The sequence below is a fragment of the Aquincola tertiaricarbonis genome (assembly GCF_023573145.1).
Taxonomy (GTDB): Bacteria; Pseudomonadota; Gammaproteobacteria; order Burkholderiales; family Burkholderiaceae_C; genus Aquincola; species Aquincola tertiaricarbonis_B.
This window is the reverse complement of sequence record NZ_CP097635.1, coordinates 2,850,962-2,869,749: the sequence shown is the minus strand read 5'-3', so window position 1 is coordinate 2,869,749 and position 18,788 is coordinate 2,850,962. Positions and strand designations below refer to the sequence as shown.

The following is an 18,788-nucleotide window of genomic DNA, read 5'->3' as shown; positions in this document are numbered from 1 at the left end:
GGCCGGTGTGGCAGGGGCGCCAGGCGCAGCGCCTGGGCGTGCAGCGGGTTCGTTCATCGTGCTCAGAGTGTACCGACGCGCCCCCGGCCACCTGCGCGTGGGGCCGGGCTGGCGGCGGGCCAAACGCCACGGCCTTCCAGCACCAGCGATTCGATGAGCAGCGAGGCGTTCCACGGGTGCTCGTCATGCCGCGCGGCGCGGCGCAGGGTGGCCTGCCAGGCGTTGAGCGCCGGCAGCAGCGCGCCCGGCGGCAGCTGCGCGGGCTCGAAGTAGCGCGGCGCGCCGCCCACGGCCACCACGGTCAGGTCGTGGCAGAGCTTTTGCAGCGCGTCGATGGCGCGCGGCAGCGGCCAGGCCGTCAGCGCCGCCGCCTGGCCCGCCCGCAGCGCCTGCGGCAGCCGGCGCCACTGCGCGGCATCGATGCCGGCCTGCAGCATGGCCAGCGCCTCCACCGGCTGCTCGCCGGCGGCGGTGTACAGCACCTCGGGGTCCTGCACGCCCTGCCCGGCCAGCCATTGCAGCGCCATCGCGCGCTCGGGCCGCGGCAGCAGCAGGCGCTGGCAGCGGCTGCGCAGCGTGGGCAGCAGCGCCTCGGGGTCGCTGGAACACAGCAGCAGCTTCAGGTTGCCGGGTGGCTCTTCCAGCGTCTTGAGCAAGGCGTTGGCGGCCACCAGGTTCATCGCCTGCGCGGGGTGGATCACCACCACCTTGCCGCGACCGCGCGACGAGGTCTGCTGGCTCCAGTCGATGGCGGCGCGCACCGCCTCCACCTTGATCTCGCGGCTGGGCTTGGCCTTCTTGGCGTCGCTGTCGCGGGCGCCTTCGCCTTCCATCTGCCAGCCCAGCGGCTCGCGCAGCGCATCGGGGATCAGCAGGTGGAAGTCGGGGTGCATGCGCGCCTGCATCAGGTGGCAGGCGGCGCAGCGGCCGCAGGGGCGCGGGCCGGGCTCGGCCGATTCGCACAGCCAGGCCTGGGCCAGCGCGATGGCCAGCTCGAACTGGCCGACGCCGCCGGGCCCATGCACCAGCGTGGCATGGCCGCGCACGCTGGCCAGGGCCTGATCCAGCACCGGCCGCAGCCAGGGCAAGCCCAATGCGCCGTCGGGGCCGATCACCATGCGCGCTGCTCCAGAACGCGCAGGATGTCCTGCCACACGGCTTCGCGCGGCTGGCTGCTGTCGATGCAGGCAAAACGCTGCGGCGCCGCCTGCGCCCGCGCGGCATAACCGGCACGCACCCGCTCGAAGAAGGCCAGGTCCTGCGCCTCGAAGCGGTCGGGCGCACGCACCGCGGCGCGGCGCTCGGCGGCGGTGGCGGGCGGCAGGTCGAACCACACGGTCAAATCGGGCTGGCGGCCGTGCTGCACCCAGGTTTCCAGCTGGGCCAGCACCGCCAGATCGAAACCGCGGCCGCCGCCCTGGTAGGCGAAGGTGGCGTCGGTGAAGCGGTCGCTCAGCACCCAGGCGCCGCGGGCCAGCGCCGGCTCGATCAGCGTCTGCAGGTGGTCGCGGCGGGCAGCAAACACCAGCAGGGTTTCGGTCAGCGGGTCCATCGGCGCTTCCAGTACCAGGCTGCGCAGCTGCTCGGCCAGCGGCGTGCCGCCGGGCTCGCGCGTCAGCACCACCTCATGGCCACGGGCGCGCAACCAGTCCGCTGCGGCGGCGATGTGCGAGGACTTCCCGGCGCCGTCGATGCCCTCGAAGCTGATGAAGCGACCCGGCGCGGCAGCGGGTGCGGCAGGGACTGAGGATGGAAGGCTCACTTGCTGCTGCGCTGGCGCTGGTACTGGTTGACGGCGCGATTATGGTCGGCCAGGTTGTCGCTGAAGGCGCTGCTGCCATCGCCCCGCGCCACGAAGTACAGCGCCGGCGTGCGGGCCGGCTGCACCGCCGCGCGCAGCGAGGCCAGGCCCGGCATCGCGATGGGCGTGGGCGGCAGGCCGCTGCGCAGGTAGGTGTTGTAGGGCGTGTCGGCCTGCAGGTCACGCTTGCGCAGGTTGCCGTCGAAGGCCGTGCCCAGGCCGTAGATCACGGTCGGGTCGGTCTGCAGCGGCATGCCGATGCGCAGCCGGTTGGTGAACACGCCGGCCACCAGCGGCCGGTCGGCGGCAGTGCCGGTTTCCTTCTCGACGATGGAAGCCAGGATCAGCGCCTGCTCGGGTGTCTTCAGCGGCAGGTCGGGCGCGCGCTGGGCCCACACCTCGGCCAGCCTGCGCTCCATCGCCGCATGCGCGCGCTTGAGCACCGTGAGGTCGCTGACGCCGCGGCTATAGGCATAGGTGTCGGGGAAGAAGCGGCCCTCGGCCGGCACGCCGGGCGCGCCCAGCGCAGCCATCAGCTCGGCATCGCTCATGCCGCGGGTCACAGGCTTGAGCGAGGGCGCGGCTGCCAGCGCCTCGCGGAACTGGCGCAGCGTCCAGCCGTCGATCAGGCGCACGATCTCCAGCAGCTCGTCGCCCTGCACCATCTTGGCCAGCAGCCGGCGCGGTGTGGTGTCGGCGTCGATCTCGTAGCTGCCGGCGCGGATGCGGCGTGCATCGCCCGACCAGCGGAACCATTCGTACAGCAGCCGGGGGTCGGCCTGCACGCCGGCCTGCACCCAGGCCTGGGCGACGTCGCGCGGCGAGGTGCCGGGCTCGATCGACAGCTCCACATGCGCTTGCGCCAACGGCAGCGGCCGGTTCAGCCACCAGGCCACCAGCCCCACCACCATCAGCACAGCGGCGATCATCACCAGCAGCGCCCTTGCCACCATCCGCCGAAGCGCCTTCATCCGGTAAGTCCAGCCCAGCCTGTCGTCATCCAGCGGCTGATGATAATGGGCCGATGGACACCTCCTCCCCCTCCTCTGAAGCGCAGGGCGCCGCGCGGCTGGCGCACTGGGGCGTGATCCGCGCGACCGGTGCGGAAGCGGCCAGCTTCCTGCACGGCCAGCTCACGCAAGACATCCAGAACCTGCCGGCGGGCCAGTGGCGCCTGGCCGGCTACTGCTCGCCCAAGGGCCGGTTGCTGGCCAGCTTCGTGGTGCTGCGCGGCACCGCTGACGATCTGCTGCTGCTGTGCAGCGCCGACCTGCTGGCGCCCACGCTCAAGCGCCTGTCGATGTACGTGCTGCGGGCCAAGTGCAAGCTCACCGACGCCAGCGCTGAGCTGGCCGTGCTGGGCGTGGCGGGTTCTGCGGCCCTGGCCAGCCTGGAAGCCGCCAGCGCCGCGCCGGGCACCGTGCTGGCGCAGCCGCAGGGCCAGCTGGCGGTGCTGCCGGCGGTGGCCGGCTGCGCGCGGGCGCTGTGGATCGGCGCGCCGGATGCCCTGCCCGCCCTGCCCCCGCTGGACGCGGCGGCCTGGGACGCGCTGGAAGTACGCAGCGGCGTGCCGCGCATCGTGGCGGCCACGGTGGAAAAGTTCGTGCCGCAGATGATCAACCTGGAGCTGGTCGGCGGCGTCAACTTCCAGAAGGGCTGCTACCCCGGCCAGGAAGTGGTGGCGCGCAGCCAGTACCGCGGCACCACCAAGCGGCGCGCCGCGCTGTTCGAGCTGGATGCCCCCGCCGCGCCGGGCCAGGACGTGTTCGACGCGCAGGACCCGGGCCAGCCGGCCGGCATGGTGATCAATGCCTCGGCCGGCCAACCGGCCACGGCCCTGGTGGAAGTGAAGCTGGCGGCGCTGGACGAAGCGCGGCTGCACCTGGGCGCTGCCGACGGCCCGGCCCTGCGGCTGCTGGACCTGCCTTACCCCTTGCCCAGCGCGGCGGAGTAAAGCTCAGCGCACCCCCCGCAGGCAGGGGCAGAGGACAGCCCGTGCCCGCTGGCAGCGGGCGCCTCCGTTACAGTGCCGCCGTGCTCCCGTTCCCGTCCTTCTCTCTCGGCCACCGGGCCTATGTCTACTACCGCGTGGCACCGGCCGATGCCTCGGCCTGCATCCAGGCCGTGCAGGCTCTGCAACAGCAGTGGATGGCCCGCCACCCGGGCCTCAAGGCGCAATTGCTGGTGAAGCAGGCGCCGCCGGCCGACAACACCCCACCCTCACCCGATGCCGCCAGGCCGGCGCGCACCACGCTGATGGAAACCTACGCGTGGGTACCTGCCGGCACGGGCACACCGCCGCCCGACGCCGCGGCGCTGGAAGCCGCGCTGGCCGCCTGCACCGCGCCCTGGGTCGATGGCGTGCGCCATGTCGAGGTGTTTGCGCCATGTGCCTAGCGGCGCTGTCCATCGGCCAGCATCCCCGCCATGTGTTCGTGCTGGCCGCCAACCGGGATGAATACCACCAGCGGCCCGCGGCGCGCCTGGGTTGGTGGCTGCCCGACGGTGGCGGTCCGGCGGTGCTGGGTGGCCGCGACCTGCAGGCCGGCGGCAGCTGGTGCGCACTGAGCGCCGAGGGCCGGCTGGCCCTGGTCACCAACGTGCGGCGGCCCGGCGACTTTGATGCCGGGGCGCCTTCACGCGGGGAGATCGTTGCGCAGTGGCTGCGCGGCGACCAGCCGCCCGACCGCTTCTGGGTGCAGGTGGGCCTGGCGGGCTACAACCCCTTCAACCTGATCGCGATCGACTTCGTGCAGGCGCTGCACTTCTGGTGCGGGGAAGACGCGGCTCCGCGCCGGCTGGACACCGGCCGCTTGTACGGCCTGTCGAACGCCCAGTTGGACACGCCCTGGCCCAAGGTACAGGCGCTCAAGCAGAACCTGCGCTCGGCGGTGGGCGCCGCGCGCAGCGTGCAAGGCTTGGCCGACCGGCTGTTCACCGCCCTGGCCGACCGCCGCACCTGGCCCGATGCCGACCTGCCGCGCACCGGCGTGCCGATCGAGCGGGAACGCGAGCTGTCGGCCGCCTTCGTGCACATGCCCGACCGGGGCTACGGCACGCGCTGCTCCACCGTCGTCATCGTGGAACGCACCGATGCGGGGCACGTCACCCATGTGCAGGAGCGCAGCTTCCGCGCTGACGGCAGCACCGAGGCGGTGCGTCGCGCGGTACTGCCGGACTGGCCGCCCCACCCCGGTGCGGTCACCGCCTGGTCGGTGGAACAGGCTTCGATGACCGAGCAGGAGTGGCCCGTTTGATGTCGGCCCCAAGCTCGCTGCCGCTCGCGACCCCCGCTGGGCTTTGAGGCCGGCTCAAGGCGCCCGCGCCATCTCCACGTGCGGGATGCCCGCTTCCTCGAACACCTCGCCACGGGTGGCGAAGCCGGCGTGGGTGTAGAAGTCGGCCGCGCTGAGCTGGGCATGCAGCACCAGTTCATGGTCGCCACGGCTGCGCGCCTCGGCCGCCAGCGCCTCCAGCACCTGCCGGCCCAGGCCGCTGGCCCGCACCGTGGGCAACACCGCCATGCGGCCGATCTTGGCGACGCCGCCGCCCAGTTGCTGCAGCCGGCCGGTGGCCAGCGGCAGGCCCATGCGGTTGACCGCCAGCGCATGGATGCAATCGGCATCGGCCGGGTCATGTTCCAGCTCGGCCGGAATGCGCTGCTCCTCGACGAACACCCGCTGGCGGATGCGCTGGGCGGCCTCACCCAGCTCGGCCCAGCGGCCCACGCGCAGGTCCAGCATCGGCTCGCCGGCCTCGAAACCCAGCAGCACCGCCCGCAGCGCATCGGGCACCGGGCGGCTCGTCTGGGTGGCCGTGTCGGCATACACGTACAGCAGCTCGCCGTGCACCAGGCATTGCTCGCCGCGGAACACCGCACAGGCCATGCTCATCGAGCTGGTGCCGATGCGCGCGCAGCGCACGCCCACCTCCAGCACGTCGTCCATCTGCGCCGAGGCCAGGTACTCCACGGTGCACTTGCGCACGAAAAGGTCGCCGCCCAGCGCCTGCATGGTCTCGCGGGTGGGCAGCGCCATCGCCCGCCAGTAGCCGGCCACCGCGGTGTCGAAGTACAGCAGGTAGTGGCCGTTGAACACGATGTTCTGCATGTCCACCTCGGCCCAGCGCACGCGCAGCCGCTCACGGAACCGGAATTCGCTTCGTTTCATGCAACCCCCTCCCAGGCTTGTCGCAGCGCGTCGGCCATGGCCTGCTGCGCGGTGGCCGCCTCGCGCAGCGCGCGGCCCATCTTGATGAAGTCGTGCGTGACGCCGCGCACGATGTCCAGTTCCACCGGCACGCCGGCCAGCCGCAGCCGGTCGGCATAGGCCACGCCTTCGTCCACCAGCGGGTCGCACTCGGCCAGCAGCACGAAGGCCGGGGCCACGCCTTCCAGCTCATCGGCCAGCAGCGGCGCAAAGCGCCAGTCGGTGCGCTGTTCGCGCGGAATGTAGTGGTCGAAGAACCAGGCCACCTCCGCCGCTTCCAGCAGAAAGCCATGGGCAAAGCGCCGGTGCGACTCGGTGTCGGCATGGGCGATGGTGCCCGGCGTGATCAGCAGCTGCAGCGCCAGCTGCAGGCCGATATCGCGCGCATGCAGCGCCGTCACGGCGGCCAGCGTGCCGCCGGCGCTGTCGCCCGCCACCGCGATGCGCCGCCCATCCAGCCGCAGCGCATCGGCGCCCGGGCCGGCCAACCAGCGCAGGGCCGCCCAGCTGTCGTCCACCGCAGCAGGAAAAAGATGCTCCGGCGCCAGCCGGTAGTCCAGCGCCAGCACCGCGCCACCGCTGCGCAGGGCCAGCTGCCGGCACAGGCTGTCGTGCGTTTCCAGGTTGCCGATGGTGAAGCCGCCGCCGTGGATGTACAGCAGCACCGGTAGCCCTTCAACGGTGGAGGGCGCATAGAGGCGCGCCGGCCGCGGCGCACCGTCGCCGCCGGGCACGGTCAGGTCTTGCACCCGCGGCAGCGGCGCGCGCGGCGGCTCCAGCACCTCGGCGGCCGCGGTGTAGGCGATGCGCGCATCGGCCGGTGACATGCTGCTGAACGGTGGCCGGTTGGCGCGGCGGATGCGCTCAAGCAGCGCGGCCATCTGCGGCGTGAGCAAGGAGGTGGGATCGGTCGGCTTCACCCGCCAAGCATAAACAGGCGAAAAAAAGCCCGAGGCGGAGCCCCGGGCGATTTGGCGCAGCGATGGGCGCTGCGCGGAGAACTCCATGAAGCTCAGTGCTTGTTGTCGAAGAACTGTTCGTCTTCGGTCGAGCCCTTCAGCGCCGCGGTGGAGGCCTGCGCTTCGATGGTGGTGGTGACCGCGTCGAAGTAGCCGGTGCCCACCTCGCGCTGGTGCTTCACCGCGGTGAAGCCACGCTCGGCCGCGGCGAATTCCTTCTGTTGCAGCTCGACGAAGGCCGTCATGTTGTTGCGGGCGTAGCCGTAGGCCAGGTCGAACATGCCGTAGTTCAGCGCGTGGAAGCCGGCCAGCGTGATGAACTGGAACTTGTAGCCCATGGCGCCCAGCTCGCGCTGGAACTTGGCGATGGTGGCGTCGTCCAGGTTCTTCTTCCAGTTGAAGCTGGGCGAGCAGTTGTAGGCCAGCATCTTGCCGGGGAACTTGGCATGGATGGCGTCGGCGAACTTCTTGGCGAAGGCCAGGTCCGGCGTGCCGGTTTCGCACCAGATCAGGTCGGCGTACTCGGCGTAGGCCAGGCCACGGCTGATGGCTTGTTCGATGCCGTTGGTCGAGCGGAAGAAGCCTTCGACGGTGCGCTCGCCGGTGAAGAACGGCTTGTCGTTCTCGTCGACGTCGCTGGTCACCAGGTCGGCGGCTTCGGCGTCGGTGCGGGCCAGCAGGATGGTGGGCGTGCCCATCACGTCGGCGGCCAGGCGGGCGGCCACCAGCTTGCTGACGGCTTCACGGGTGGGCACCAGCACCTTGCCGCCCATGTGGCCGCACTTCTTGGCCGCGGCCAGCTGGTCTTCGAAGTGCACGCCGGCGGCGCCCGCTTCGATCATCGCCTTCATCAGCTCGAAGGCGTTCAGCACGCCGCCAAAACCGGCTTCCGCGTCGGCCACGATGGGCGCGAAGTAGTCAATGTCGTTCTTGCCTTCGCTCCACTGGATCTGGTCGGCGCGCTGGAAGGTGTTGTTGATCTTCTTGACGACCTTGGGCACCGAATCCACCGAGTACAGCGACTGGTCGGGGTACATCTCGCCGTTGCTGTTGGCGTCACCGGCCACCTGCCAGCCCGACAGGTAGATGGCCTTCAGGCCGGCCTTGACCTGCTGCATGGCCTGGTTACCGGTCATCGCGCCCAGCGAGTTGACGAAGGGCTCGGTGTTCAGCAGGTTCCACAGCTTCTCGGCGCCGCGCTTGGCCAGCGTGTGCTCGATCTTGAGCGAGCCGCGCAGGCGGACGACGTCGGCGGCGCTGTAGCCACGCTTGATGCCCTTCCAGCGGGGGTTTTCGGCCCAATCCTTTTCGAGGGCGGCGATCTGCTGTTCGCGGGTGGCTTCGTAGGTCATCGTGTGCTCCTTGGCGTTGAACGGGGGGTCTGAAGATGGCTTCAGCGTAACCAGCCCGGCCCCGCTTGGGAACACTTATGTCTTATATAAGACTGAAAATCTTATCCAATAAAATCAATAACTTAGGATCTACCTTTCGCAATGCGGAAGAACGTCTTCCATCTTGAGAAATCTTGCTGCGCCGCAGCAGCGGGATCTTGCACGATGTGAAATGACATTTTCGTGATGTGCAACTAGCGCCGTGCCGACCACCAGCGCGCGTACACCCGGTCGGCCAGGCGCTGCTGGGCCTGCAGCCAGCGCGCGGTGTCGGCGCGCATTGCATCGCCGGTGTGCACCGTGGCCGGGTGGGCCTGCTGGTCGCGCAGGTAGGCGGGGTCTTTCGACGCCGACCACCGGGCCAGCTTCTCGTCGTCCACTTCGATGTGGAACTGCATGCCCAGGTGCGGCCCATGGCTGAAGGCCTGCACCGGGCAGGCGTCGTTGGTGCCCAGCGCCACCGCACCCGCGGGCAGCTCGAAGGCCTCGTTGTGCCAGTGCATGAAGTGCTGCAGGGGCTCGGGGCCGAACCAGGCTTCGCGTTCAGCGCCAGGCAGCATCTGCACCGGTTGCCAGCCGATCTCGGGCAGCGGCGACCGCAGCACCCGCGCGCCCAGCACTCTCGCCATCAACTGGCCGCCCAGGCAGTGGCCGATCACCGGCACGCCGGTCTCGAAGCCCAGGCCGATCAGGCGCTCGGCCTCGCGCAGCGCGGGCAACGGGTCGTTGGCGCTCATCTCGCCGCCCAGCACCGCCAGTGCGGCATGGCCGCTGAGGTCGGCGGGCAGTGCCTCGCCGGCGGCGGCAAAGCGCAGGTCCATCGGAATGCCCTGCGCGGCCAGCCATTGCGCGAGGTAGGCCGGGCCATCGCCCTTCATGTTCTGCAGCACCAACACGGGTTTCATCAGGCCAACTCCAGGCACGGGCGGTCAAGGGAACAAGGGCTCATGGCCGGGCCGCAGCAATTCGAGGGCCCGGGCCGTTCACAGCGGCAGCGCGGTGGTCTTCTTGACCGTGCGCAGCACCAGCATCGAGTTGCTGCGCGCCACGCCCGGCAGGTGCATCAGCACCTCGGCGTGAAAACGCTCCAGGTCTTCGGCGTCGCGGTAGGTGAAGCGGATCAGATAGTCGTTGCTGCCGGCCACGTAGTAGCAGTCGAGGATCTGCGGCTGGTCGCGCACCGCACGCTCGAAGGCGGCGATCACCGGCGCGGTCAGCGTCTCCAGGTTCACGATGGTGAAGCTGGTGCCCGGCTGGCCCACGGCTTTCGGGTTGAGCAAGGCCACATAGCGGTCGATCACGCCGGCTTCTTCCAGCTGCTTGACGCGCCGCAGGCAGGCCGAGGGCGACAGGTGCACACGCTGCGCCAGCTCCAGGTTGGTGAGCCGGCCGTCGGCCTGAAGTTCGGCCAGGATGGCCGTGTCGATCGCATCAAGTTGCACTGCGCTGGACATGCTTCGAATGAGATGCGGCGCGTGCGCCGATGCTTCGCATTTTATTGCGCGCTCGTGTAACCGCCCTGCGCATTGCGCAAGCACATTGCGCTGCACTGCTCCTAGACTTTGATGACCGGGCCTGTCACGCTGACCGCCCCGCAGCCATCACCGAGAGAGCCGCATGAGCACCACCGAACTCGACGCCTACTGGATGCCCTTCACCGCCAACCGGCAGTTCAAGAAGGCACCGCGCCTGCTGGCACAGGCCCAGGGCATGTTCTACAAGACGCCCGAGGGCCGCGAGGTGCTGGACGGCGTGGCGGGCCTGTGGTGCGTCAATGCCGGCCATGCGCGGCCGAAGATCGTGCAGGCCATCGCCGATCAGGCAGCGGAGATGGATTTCGCGCCGCCCTTCCAGATGGGCCACCCCAAGGCCTTCGAGCTGGCCGAGCGCCTGGTCAAGCTCACGCCGCCGGAGCTGACCAAGGTCTTCTATACCAACTCCGGCTCCGAGTCGGTGGAAACCGCGCTGAAGATGGCGCTGGCCTATCACCGCGCCCGCGGCGAAGGCTCGCGCACCCGGCTGATCGGCCGCGAGCGCGGCTACCACGGCGTCAACTTCGGCGGCATCTCGGTGGGTGGCATCGTGGCCAACCGCAAGATGTTCGGCCACCTGCTGGCCGGCGTGGACCACATCCGCCACACGCACGATCCGGCGCGCAATGCCTTCAGCGTGGGCCAGCCCGCGCATGGCGCCGACCTGGCCGACGACCTGGAACGCCTGGTGGCGCTGCACGATGCTTCCACCATCGCCGCCGTCATCGTGGAGCCGGTGGCCGGCTCCACCGGCGTGCTGATTCCGCCGCAGGGCTACCTGCAGCGCCTGCGCGAGATCTGCGACAAGCACGGCATCCTGCTGATCTTCGACGAGGTGATCACCGGTTTCGGCCGCACCGGCCAACCGTTCGCGGCGCAGACCTTCGGCGTGACGCCCGACCTGATGACGGTGGCCAAGGGCCTGACCAACGGCTGTGTGCCGATGGGCGCGGTGTTCGCGAAGCAGAAGATCCACGACGTGTTCATGAACGGGCCGGAGCACCTGATCGAGTTCTTCCACGGCTACACCTACTCGGCCCACCCGCTGGCCTGCGCTGCCGCGCTGGCCACGCTGGACACCTATGCCGAAGAAGGCCTGCTCACCCGCGCCGGCCAGCTGCAGGGCTACTTCGCCGAGGCGCTGCACAGCCTGAAGGGCCTGCCCAACGTCATCGACATCCGCAACATCGGCCTGGTGGGCGGCGTGGAACTGGCGCCGCGGGCCGGCGAGCCGGGCAAGCGCGCTTTCGACGTCTTCCTCGACTGCTGGGAACAGGGGCTGATGATCCGCACCACCGGCGACACCATCGCGCTGTCGCCGCCGCTGATCATCGAGCGTGAGCACATCGACCGCATCGTCGACACGCTGCGCACGGCCATCGGCCGCGTGGCCTGAGGGGCTCTGCCGCAGGCATGGGCTTCCTCGAGACCGACCGTGAGCTGACGCGTCTTTCGTACTACGACGCCACCGCACCGCGCACCACGGCGCACGCGCCGCTGCAAGGCGACGTGCAGGCCGACGTCGCCATCGTCGGCGGCGGCCTGGCCGGGCTGTCCGCCGCCATCGAGCTGCGCCAGCGCGGACTGGACGTGGTGCTGCTGGAAGCGCAGCACATCGGCTTCGGGGCAAGCGGCCGCAACGGCGGCCAGGTGATCCACGGGCTGGCCGCCGATCAGGCCGGCATCGAGGCCGAGCTGGGCATGGCGCAGGCCCGCCGTGTGTGGGACATGACGCTGCAGGCCATCGACCTGATCCACACGCGCTGCCAGCGCTTCGGCATCGACGCCGAATGGCGCAACGGCTACCTGGGCGTGGCGGTGAACGAGCGCAAGGCCCGCGCACTGCGCGAAGGTGTGGACCACCTGGCGCGCCAGTACGGCTATGAGCAGCAATGGATCCCTGAGCCCGAGCTGCCGCGCTGGATCGACAGCCCGCGCTATGTGGCCGCTGCCTACGACCCCCGCTCGGGCCACCTGCATCCGCTGAAATACACGCAAGGCCTGGCGCGCGCTGCCGCGGAACTGGGCGCCCGGTTGCACGAGGGCAGCGCCGTCACGGCGATGGACGAAGAGGCCGGAGGCCGCCGCCTGCGCACCGCGCAGGGCAGCGTGCGGGCGCGGCAGGTGCTGCTGGCCGGCAATGTGTACCTGCAGGAGTTTTCGCCGCAGCTGGCGCCGCGCCTGTCGCCGCGCGTGATGCCGGTCGGCACCTACATCGTGTGCTCCGAGGCCCTGGGCGCCGAACGCGCACAGGCGCTGGTGCCCTGCGGCGCCGCGGTGTGCGACAACAACTTCGTGCTGGACTACTTCCGCCCCACGGCCGACCACCGCATGCTGTACGGCGGCCGCGCCAGCTACACCGCGCAAACGCCCGCCGACCTGGCCGAAGGCATGCGCCAGCAGATGGTGGGCACCTTCCCGCAGCTGGCCGACGTGAAGGTGCAGTACGCCTGGGGCGGCTTCGTCGACATCTCGATGAGCCGGGCGCCCGACTTCGGCCGCCTGGGCCGCGACCTGTACTACCTGCAAGGCTTCTCGGGCCACGGGTTGGCGCTCACCGGCCTGGCCGGTCAGGTGGTGGCCGAGGCCATGGCGGGTGATGCAGGACGCTTCGACGTGTTCACGCAGCTGCGGCACCGCGCCTTTCCGGGCGGCCGGCTGCTGCGCATGCCGGCGCTGGCCCTGGCGATGGCCTACTACCGTTTGCGGGACCTGCTGTGAGCACTTCATGTGTGCGCCATCCGGCCAAGCCCGCATGCGCGGTCGCTTGCTTGTTGGCACACTTGCTGCATCGCCACTGCCCATGAGCTTGCCTCTGACTGCTGTCAAGACTTCTGCCAAACCCGTGGTGCTGGTGCCTGCCTGCAACCGGGTGCTCGGCAACCATCCTTTCCACATCGCCGGCAAGAAGTACGTCGACGGTGTGCGGCTGGCGCAATGCCAGCCCTTGATCGTCCCCAGCGTTGAACCCGAAGACATCGATGCGCTGCTGGACCTGGCCGATGGCGTGCTGCTCACCGGCTCTCCTTCCAACGTGCACCCCAGCCACTTCGGCGAAGAAGTGCTGGACCCCAGCCTGCCGCTGGATACCGACCGTGATGCCTGGACGCTGCGCCTGATTCCGCGTGTGCTGGCCCGCGGCATTCCGCTGCTGGCCATCTGCCGTGGCGCGCAGGAAACCAATGTGGCGCTGGGCGGCACGCTGCACCAGGCGGTGCACGACGTGCCGCCGCACCACGACCACCGCGCCGACTACAGCCAACCGGTGGAAGTGCAGTACGGCCCCTCGCACGATGTGCTGGTGGAGCCCGGCAGCCTGCTGGCGCGCATCACCGGCGAGCAGCGCTTCCGCGTCAATTCCGTCCACGGCCAGGCGGTGAACCGCCTGGCGCCGGGTGTGCAGGTGCAGGCCCGCGCACCCGATGGCCTGGTCGAAGCCTTCAGTGTGGAAGCCCCCGGCTTCAACCTCTGCGTGCAATGGCACCCGGAGTGGCTGGCCGCCAGCAACCCCATCTCGCGCCAGCTGTTCGGCGCTTTCGGCGAAGCCTGCACCGCCTACCGCGATCGTCACCGCCCACCCCCAAACGTCTGATCGGGCGCGGCCCCCCGCGTCCGTCCTTACCCAGGGCCAAGGTGCCGCCGCCCGCAAGGCGGCACGACAGACGAACAGGTGCCCCATGGTGGTCAGAGATACCCATACCTTCAGCGAGCTCGAACAGTGGCTCGACAAGAACCGCGTGACGGAGATCGAGTGCCTGGTGCCCGACCTCACCGGCGTGGCGCGCGGCAAGATCCTGCCGCGCGAGAAATTCACCGAAGACCGCGGCATGCGGTTGCCCGAGGCCGTGGTGGCCATGGGCGTGACGGGCGAGTTCCCCGAAGAGGGGCCGTACTACGACGTCATCAACCCGACCGACCGCGACATGCACCTGCGCCCCGACCCGAGCACGGTGCGCATCGTGCCCTGGGCCACCGACCCCACGGCGCAGGTGATCCACGACTGCTTCGACCGCGAAGGCACCCTGGTGCCCTTCGCACCGCGCTCGGTGCTGCGCCGCGTGTGCGACCTGTATGCAGCCGAGGGCTGGGAGCCGGTGGTGGCGCCCGAGCTGGAGTTCTACCTCGTTGACCGCAACACCGACCCCGACGTGCCGCTGAAGGCGCCCATCGGCCGCAGCGGCCGGGCCGAGACCTCGCGCCAGGCGTATTCGATTGATGCTGTCAACGAGTTCGATCCGCTGTTCGAGGACGTCTACGCCTACTGCGAGAAGATGGAGCTCAACGTCGACACGCTGATCCACGAAGTGGGCGCGGGCCAGATGGAGATCAACTTCTTCCACGCCCACCCGCTGGGCCTGGCCGACGAGGTGTTCTTCTTCAAGCGCACCGTGCGCGAGGCGGCGATGCGCCACGGCATGTTCGCCACCTTCATGGCCAAGCCGATCGCCGGCGAGCCTGGCAGCGCGATGCACGTGCACCAGAGCATCGTCAGCCAGGCCACCGGCCGCAACCTCTTCAGCAACGAAGACGGCACGCCCAGCCCCGAGTTCTTCTGGTACATCGGCGGCCTGCAGAAGTACATCCCGGCGGCCATGGCGCTGTTCGCGCCTTACGTGAACAGCTACCGCCGGCTGGTGCGCAGCAATGCGGCGCCCATCAACATCCAGTGGGGCACCGACAACCGCACCGTCGGCATCCGCAGCCCGGTGGCCGGCCCGGCCGCGCGCCGGGTCGAGAACCGCGTGATCGGCGCCGATGCCAACCCCTATGTGGCGCTGGCGGCCACGCTGGCCTGCGGCTACCTGGGCATCAAGAACCGCATCGACCCCACGCCGGAATGCAAGGGCGACGCCTACCTGGGCGAGTTCTCGCTGCCACGCAGCCTGGGCGAAGCGCTGCACCTGCTGCGCGACGAACGCGACCTGGCGCAAGTGCTGGGCGAGTCCTTCGTCACCGTCTACACCGAGGTCAAGGAGATCGAGTACGCCGAGTTCATGAAGGTGATCTCACCCTGGGAACGCGAACACCTCCTTCTCCACGTCTGAGAAAGCCCGACATGAACACCTCCACCACCCGCAGCACCCAGCAATGGCAGGCGGCCGATGCCGCGCACTTCCTGCATCCGTTCACCGATTTCCAGGCGCTGGCCAAAAAGGGCTCGCGCATCATCACGCAGGCCGAGAACATCTACCTGACCGACAGCGACGGCCACCGCATCCTGGACGCGATGAGCGGCCTGTGGTGCGTCAACGTGGGCTACGGCCAGCAAGCGCTGATCGACGCCGCCACCCGCCAGCTGGGCCAGCTGCCCTTCTACAACGCGTTCTTCCAGACGGCCACGCCGCCGGCCATCGAGCTCGCCGAGCTGCTGGCCGAAGTCAGCCCGCCGGGCTTCAGCCGCGTGTTCTTCAGCGGCTCGGGCTCCGAGGGCAACGACACCATCGTGCGCATGGTGCGCCGCTATTGGGACGTGCTGGGCCAGCCGCAGCGCTCGGTCATCTTGAGCCGCAAAAACGCGTACCACGGCTCCACCATGGCCGGCGCCTCGCTGGGCGGCATGAGCGGCATGCATGCCCAGGGCGGCCTGCCCATCCCCGGTATCCAGCACATCGAGCAGCCCTACTGGTTCGAGAACGGCGGCGACATGAGCCGCGAGGAATTCGGCCGCGTGGCCGCCAGCTGGCTGGAGCAGAAGATCCTCGCCGTCGGGCCCGAGAAGGTGGCCGCCTTCATCGGCGAGCCGGTGCAGGGCGCGGGCGGCGTGATCGTGCCGCCCGACAGCTACTGGCCCGAGATCCAGCGCATCTGCGACAAGTACGGCGTGCTGCTGGTCAGCGACGAGGTGATCTGCGGCTTCGGCCGCACCGGCCACTGGTTCGGCTGCCAGCGCTTCGGCTTCAAGCCCGACCTCATCACCTTTGCCAAGGGCGTGACCTCGGGCTACATCCCGCTGGGCGGCGTGCTGGTGGGCGACCGCGTCGCCAAGGTGCTGATCGAGCAGGGCGGCGAGTTCGAGCACGGCTACACCTACTCGGGCCACCCGGTGGCCTGCGCGGTGGCGGTGGCCAACATCCGGCTGATCCAGCAGCTGGGCTTGGTGCAGCAGGTGCACGACGACACCGGCCCCTACCTGGCCGAGCTGTACAAGCAGCTGGCCGACCACCCGCTGGTGGTGGAAACCCAGACCTGCGGCCTGATGGCAGCGCTGCAACTGGGCCGGCGCGACGGCAAGGGCGGCGGCACCCGCGGCCAGCGCTTCGACGAATCGTGGTCGGTGGGCATGGTGTGCCGCGGCCACTGCTTCGCCAACGGGCTGATCATGCGGGCGGTGGGTGACCGCATGATCATCGCGCCGCCGCTGGTGATCACCCGGGCCCAGATCGACGAGATGGCGGTGCTGATCCGGCGCTGCCTGGACCTGACGCTGCAGGACTGCCAGCGCAACGGCTGGCTGTGATGGCAGACGGCCCGGCCCCGTGCCGGGCCGGGTGGCGCACGCTCTAAACTGGCGCCCATCCCCCTAGTTCTTGGAGTCCTGCCACCATGAATCCCGTGTTCCGTCGAAGCCTGAGCGCCCTGGCGCTGTCCCTGATCGCCGCTGCTGCGGGCGCCCAGGAAAAGGTGGTCAACGTCTACAACTGGGCCGACTACATCGCCCCGGACACGATCAAGAACTTCGAGAAGGAAACCGGCATCAAGGTCCGGTACGACAACTTCGACAGCAACGAGGCGCTGCATGCCAAGCTGGTGGCCGGCAAGTCGGGCTACGACGTGGTGGTGCCCGGCTCGCACTTCGCGAAGATGCAGATCGCGGCCGGCCTGCTGATGAAGCTGGACAAGAGCAAGATCCCCAACCTGAAGAACCTGGACCCCGCCATCCAGGCGCAGCTGGCCAAGGTGGACCCGGGCAACGAGCACCTGGTCGACTGGCTGTGGGGCTACACCACCGTCGGCATCAACGCCGACAAGGTGAAGACCGCGTTGGGCAGCACGCCCATGCCCGACAACGCCTGGGACCTGGTGTTCAAGCCCGAGTACGCCAGCAAGCTCAAGGCCTGCGGCATCACCTTCCTGGACAGCGCCTCCGAGGTGATGCCCATCGCGCTGAAGTACGTGGGCAAGGACCCGTACAGCAACGAAGCCGCCGACTACGCCGCCGCCGGCGACATGCTCAAGAAGGTGCGGCCCTTCGTCACCCGCTTCGCCGGCTCGGGCAGCGACTACATCGAGCAGATGGCCCGCGGCAACATCTGCGCGGTGGTGGGCTGGTCGGGCGACATCATGATCGCCAAGAACAAGTCGGCCCAGGCCAAGAAGCCGCAGAACCTGCAGGTGCTGCTGCCCAAGACCGGCGGCCTGCTGTTCTTCGACACCATGGCCATCCCCAAGGACGCACCCAACGCCGACAACGCGCATGCGTTCATCAACTACATCCTCAAGCCAGAGGTGCATGCGTCGCTCACCAACGCGGTGTTCTACGCCAACCCGAACAAGGCCTCGCTGCCCTTCGTCAAGCCCGAGATCGCCAAGGACAAGGCGGTGTTCGTGGACGAGGCGGGCCTGGCCACGATGATCCCGCCGGGCGCGCCCGAGCAGGCCACCCGCCGGCTGGTCACGCGCACCTTCACCAACTTCAAGGCCAACCGCTGATGTCGCACGCGGGCCGTTCGTCGCAACCGCACGGCCCGCATCTTGCTGATCTTGCGGGTCTGATCACTTCCCCACTGACCTCCAGTCTTTCTTTGGAGACCGACCGATGAAACGACCCGCCCCTGCCCTGTTGCGCTGCCTCGGCGCATTGACGTTGTCCGTCGTGGCCCTGACCGCTGCACAGGCGCAGGAAGAGAAGGTGCTCAACGTCTACAACTGGTCCGACTACATCGCCGAGGACACGATCGCCAACTTCGAGAAGGAGACGGGGATCAAGGTCCGCTACGACAACTTCGACAGCAACGAGGTGCTGCACGCCAAGCTGGTGGCGGGCAAGACGGGCTACGACATCGTGGTGCCGTCGTCGTACTGGGCCAAGCTGCAGGCCGATGGCGGGCTGCTGCAAAAGCTCGACAAGAGCAAGCTGCCCAACCTGAAGAACCTTGACCCGGCGCTGCAGGCGCAGCTGGCCAAGCTCGACCCCGGCAACCAGTACGGCGTCAACTGGCTGTGGGGCTACACCACGGTGGGCATCAACGTCGACAAGGTCAAGGCCGCGCTGGGCGGCATGCCCATGCCCGACAACGTGTGGGACCTGGTCTTCAAGCCCGAGTACATCAGCAAGCTCAAGAGCTGCGGCGTCAGCTTCCTCGATTCACCCACCGAGGTGATTCCGGCCGCCCTGCACTACCTGGGCAAGCCGGCCTACAGCCGCAACCAGGCCGACTTCGCCGGCGTGGGTCCGCTGCTCAAGACCATCCGGCCCTACGTGACGCTGTTCAGTTCGTCGGGCTACATCAACGACATGGCCAACGGCAGCATCTGCCTGGCGCTGGGCTGGTCGGGTGACATCAACATCGCGCGCCAGCGCGCCATCGACGGCAAGACCGGCCAGAAGATCGAGGCGCTGATTCCCAAGACCGGTGGCATCCTGTTCTTCGACATGATGGTGATCCCGGCCGATGCGCCCCACCCCGACAACGCGCACAAGTTCATCAACTACATCCTGCGCCCTGAAGTGGCGGCCGGCCTGAGCAACAAGGTGAACTACGCCAACCCGAACCTCGAGTCGAAGAAGCTGGTCAAGCCCGAGGTGGCCAACAATCCGTCGGTGTTCCTGAGCCCGACCGACCTAGCGAAGATGCAGGCCCCCGACGCGCTCACCAGCGACATCCGCCGCACGATGACGCGGCTGTACACCTCCTTCAAGACCGGCATGTAAGCCGCCCGCCGCGGGCGATGAGGCG

The 18,788-nt window shown here is 69.1% G+C and carries 18 protein-coding genes; 10 read left to right on the top strand and 8 right to left on the bottom strand.

Features of this window, described 5'->3' with window-relative positions:
• Window positions 1–62: 62 nt before the first annotated feature.
• From MW290_RS13195 to mltG, 3 genes are read right to left on the bottom strand one after another with little or no spacing between them, the layout of a single operon-like run.
• A complete protein-coding gene (locus MW290_RS13195; RefSeq protein ID WP_250195109.1) occupies window positions 63–1,118 on the bottom strand; it encodes a DNA polymerase III delta subunit-related protein in 1,056 nt (351 codons plus the stop codon).
• Window positions 1,112–1,762, bottom strand: coding sequence for a dTMP kinase (gene tmk, locus MW290_RS13190; RefSeq protein WP_250195108.1), 651 nt, complete (start codon window positions 1,760–1,762; stop codon window positions 1,112–1,114). The genes MW290_RS13195 and tmk overlap by 7 nt, the downstream gene beginning before the upstream one ends.
• Window positions 1,759–2,772 carry an endolytic transglycosylase MltG gene (mltG, locus tag MW290_RS13185; protein WP_250195107.1) on the bottom strand — a complete coding sequence of 338 codons (1,014 nt, stop codon included), beginning with the start codon at window positions 2,770–2,772 and terminating at the stop codon, window positions 1,759–1,761. The genes tmk and mltG overlap by 4 nt, the downstream gene beginning before the upstream one ends.
• Window positions 2,773–2,825: 53 nt before the next feature.
• Here mltG and ygfZ point away from each other — a divergent pair, with 53 nt between their 5' ends.
• The 3 genes from ygfZ (at window position 2,826) to MW290_RS13170 (ending at window position 5,058) form a co-directional block, all read left to right on the top strand.
• Window positions 2,826–3,755, top strand: coding sequence for a CAF17-like 4Fe-4S cluster assembly/insertion protein YgfZ (gene ygfZ, locus MW290_RS13180; protein WP_250195106.1), 930 nt, complete (start codon window positions 2,826–2,828; stop codon window positions 3,753–3,755).
• Window positions 3,756–3,835: 80 nt separating this feature from the next.
• Window positions 3,836–4,198, top strand: a complete 363-nt coding sequence (locus MW290_RS13175) for a DUF4936 family protein (RefSeq protein WP_250195105.1) — start codon at window positions 3,836–3,838, stop codon at window positions 4,196–4,198.
• Window positions 4,189–5,058, top strand: coding sequence for an NRDE family protein (locus tag MW290_RS13170; RefSeq protein ID WP_250195104.1), 870 nt, complete (start codon window positions 4,189–4,191; stop codon window positions 5,056–5,058). The genes MW290_RS13175 and MW290_RS13170 overlap by 10 nt, the downstream gene beginning before the upstream one ends.
• A 54-nt stretch (window positions 5,059–5,112) precedes the next feature.
• Here the strand turns inward: MW290_RS13170 and MW290_RS13165 are convergent, their stop codons facing one another.
• The 5 genes from MW290_RS13165 to MW290_RS13145 all read right to left on the bottom strand — a co-directional run bounded on the left by MW290_RS13165 (window position 5,113) and on the right by MW290_RS13145 (window position 9,813).
• Window positions 5,113–5,970: a YbgC/FadM family acyl-CoA thioesterase gene (locus tag MW290_RS13165; protein WP_250195103.1), complete on the bottom strand. Its 858-nt coding sequence runs from the start codon at window positions 5,968–5,970 to the stop codon at window positions 5,113–5,115.
• The gene (locus MW290_RS13160) at window positions 5,967–6,890 is read right to left on the bottom strand and encodes an alpha/beta hydrolase (protein WP_250196676.1); all 924 of its coding nucleotides are present in this window, start codon (window positions 6,888–6,890) and stop codon (window positions 5,967–5,969) included. Before MW290_RS13160 ends, MW290_RS13165 begins: the two co-directional genes overlap by 4 nt.
• A 131-nt stretch (window positions 6,891–7,021) precedes the next feature.
• Complete coding sequence (gene aceA, locus MW290_RS13155; protein ID WP_250195102.1) at window positions 7,022–8,320, bottom strand: isocitrate lyase; 1,299 nt, start codon at window positions 8,318–8,320, stop codon at window positions 7,022–7,024.
• A 233-nt stretch (window positions 8,321–8,553) separates the two neighbouring features.
• Window positions 8,554–9,264: a type 1 glutamine amidotransferase gene (locus MW290_RS13150; RefSeq protein ID WP_250195101.1), complete on the bottom strand. Its 711-nt coding sequence runs from the start codon at window positions 9,262–9,264 to the stop codon at window positions 8,554–8,556.
• 78 nt (window positions 9,265–9,342) lie between these two features.
• Window positions 9,343–9,813, bottom strand: a complete 471-nt coding sequence (locus MW290_RS13145) for an Lrp/AsnC family transcriptional regulator (RefSeq protein ID WP_250195100.1) — start codon at window positions 9,811–9,813, stop codon at window positions 9,343–9,345.
• Between the two features lie 163 nt (window positions 9,814–9,976).
• On the opposite strand from MW290_RS13145, the gene aptA reads away from it, so the two are divergent.
• The 7 genes from aptA to MW290_RS13110 all read left to right on the top strand — a co-directional run bounded on the left by aptA (window position 9,977) and on the right by MW290_RS13110 (window position 18,763).
• Window positions 9,977–11,287: an omega-aminotransferase AptA gene (gene aptA / locus MW290_RS13140; protein ID WP_250195099.1), complete on the top strand. Its 1,311-nt coding sequence runs from the start codon at window positions 9,977–9,979 to the stop codon at window positions 11,285–11,287.
• Between the two features lie 17 nt (window positions 11,288–11,304).
• Window positions 11,305–12,612, top strand: coding sequence for an NAD(P)/FAD-dependent oxidoreductase (locus tag MW290_RS13135; protein WP_250195098.1), 1,308 nt, complete (start codon window positions 11,305–11,307; stop codon window positions 12,610–12,612).
• An 82-nt stretch (window positions 12,613–12,694) separates the two neighbouring features.
• Complete coding sequence (locus tag MW290_RS13130; RefSeq protein WP_250195097.1) at window positions 12,695–13,483, top strand: gamma-glutamyl-gamma-aminobutyrate hydrolase family protein; 789 nt, start codon at window positions 12,695–12,697, stop codon at window positions 13,481–13,483.
• An 85-nt stretch (window positions 13,484–13,568) separates the two neighbouring features.
• Window positions 13,569–14,936: a glutamine synthetase family protein gene (locus MW290_RS13125; RefSeq protein ID WP_250195096.1), complete on the top strand. Its 1,368-nt coding sequence runs from the start codon at window positions 13,569–13,571 to the stop codon at window positions 14,934–14,936.
• Window positions 14,937–14,947: 11 nt separating this feature from the next.
• Window positions 14,948–16,348, top strand: a complete 1,401-nt coding sequence (locus MW290_RS13120; protein WP_250195095.1) for an aspartate aminotransferase family protein — start codon at window positions 14,948–14,950, stop codon at window positions 16,346–16,348.
• A gap of 95 nt (window positions 16,349–16,443) precedes the next feature.
• Window positions 16,444–17,541 carry a polyamine ABC transporter substrate-binding protein gene (locus MW290_RS13115; RefSeq protein ID WP_375142764.1) on the top strand — a complete coding sequence of 366 codons (1,098 nt, stop codon included), beginning with the start codon at window positions 16,444–16,446 and terminating at the stop codon, window positions 17,539–17,541.
• A gap of 106 nt (window positions 17,542–17,647) precedes the next feature.
• Window positions 17,648–18,763, top strand: a complete 1,116-nt coding sequence (locus MW290_RS13110) for a polyamine ABC transporter substrate-binding protein (protein WP_250195093.1) — start codon at window positions 17,648–17,650, stop codon at window positions 18,761–18,763.
• Window positions 18,764–18,788: the final 25 nt, after the last annotated feature.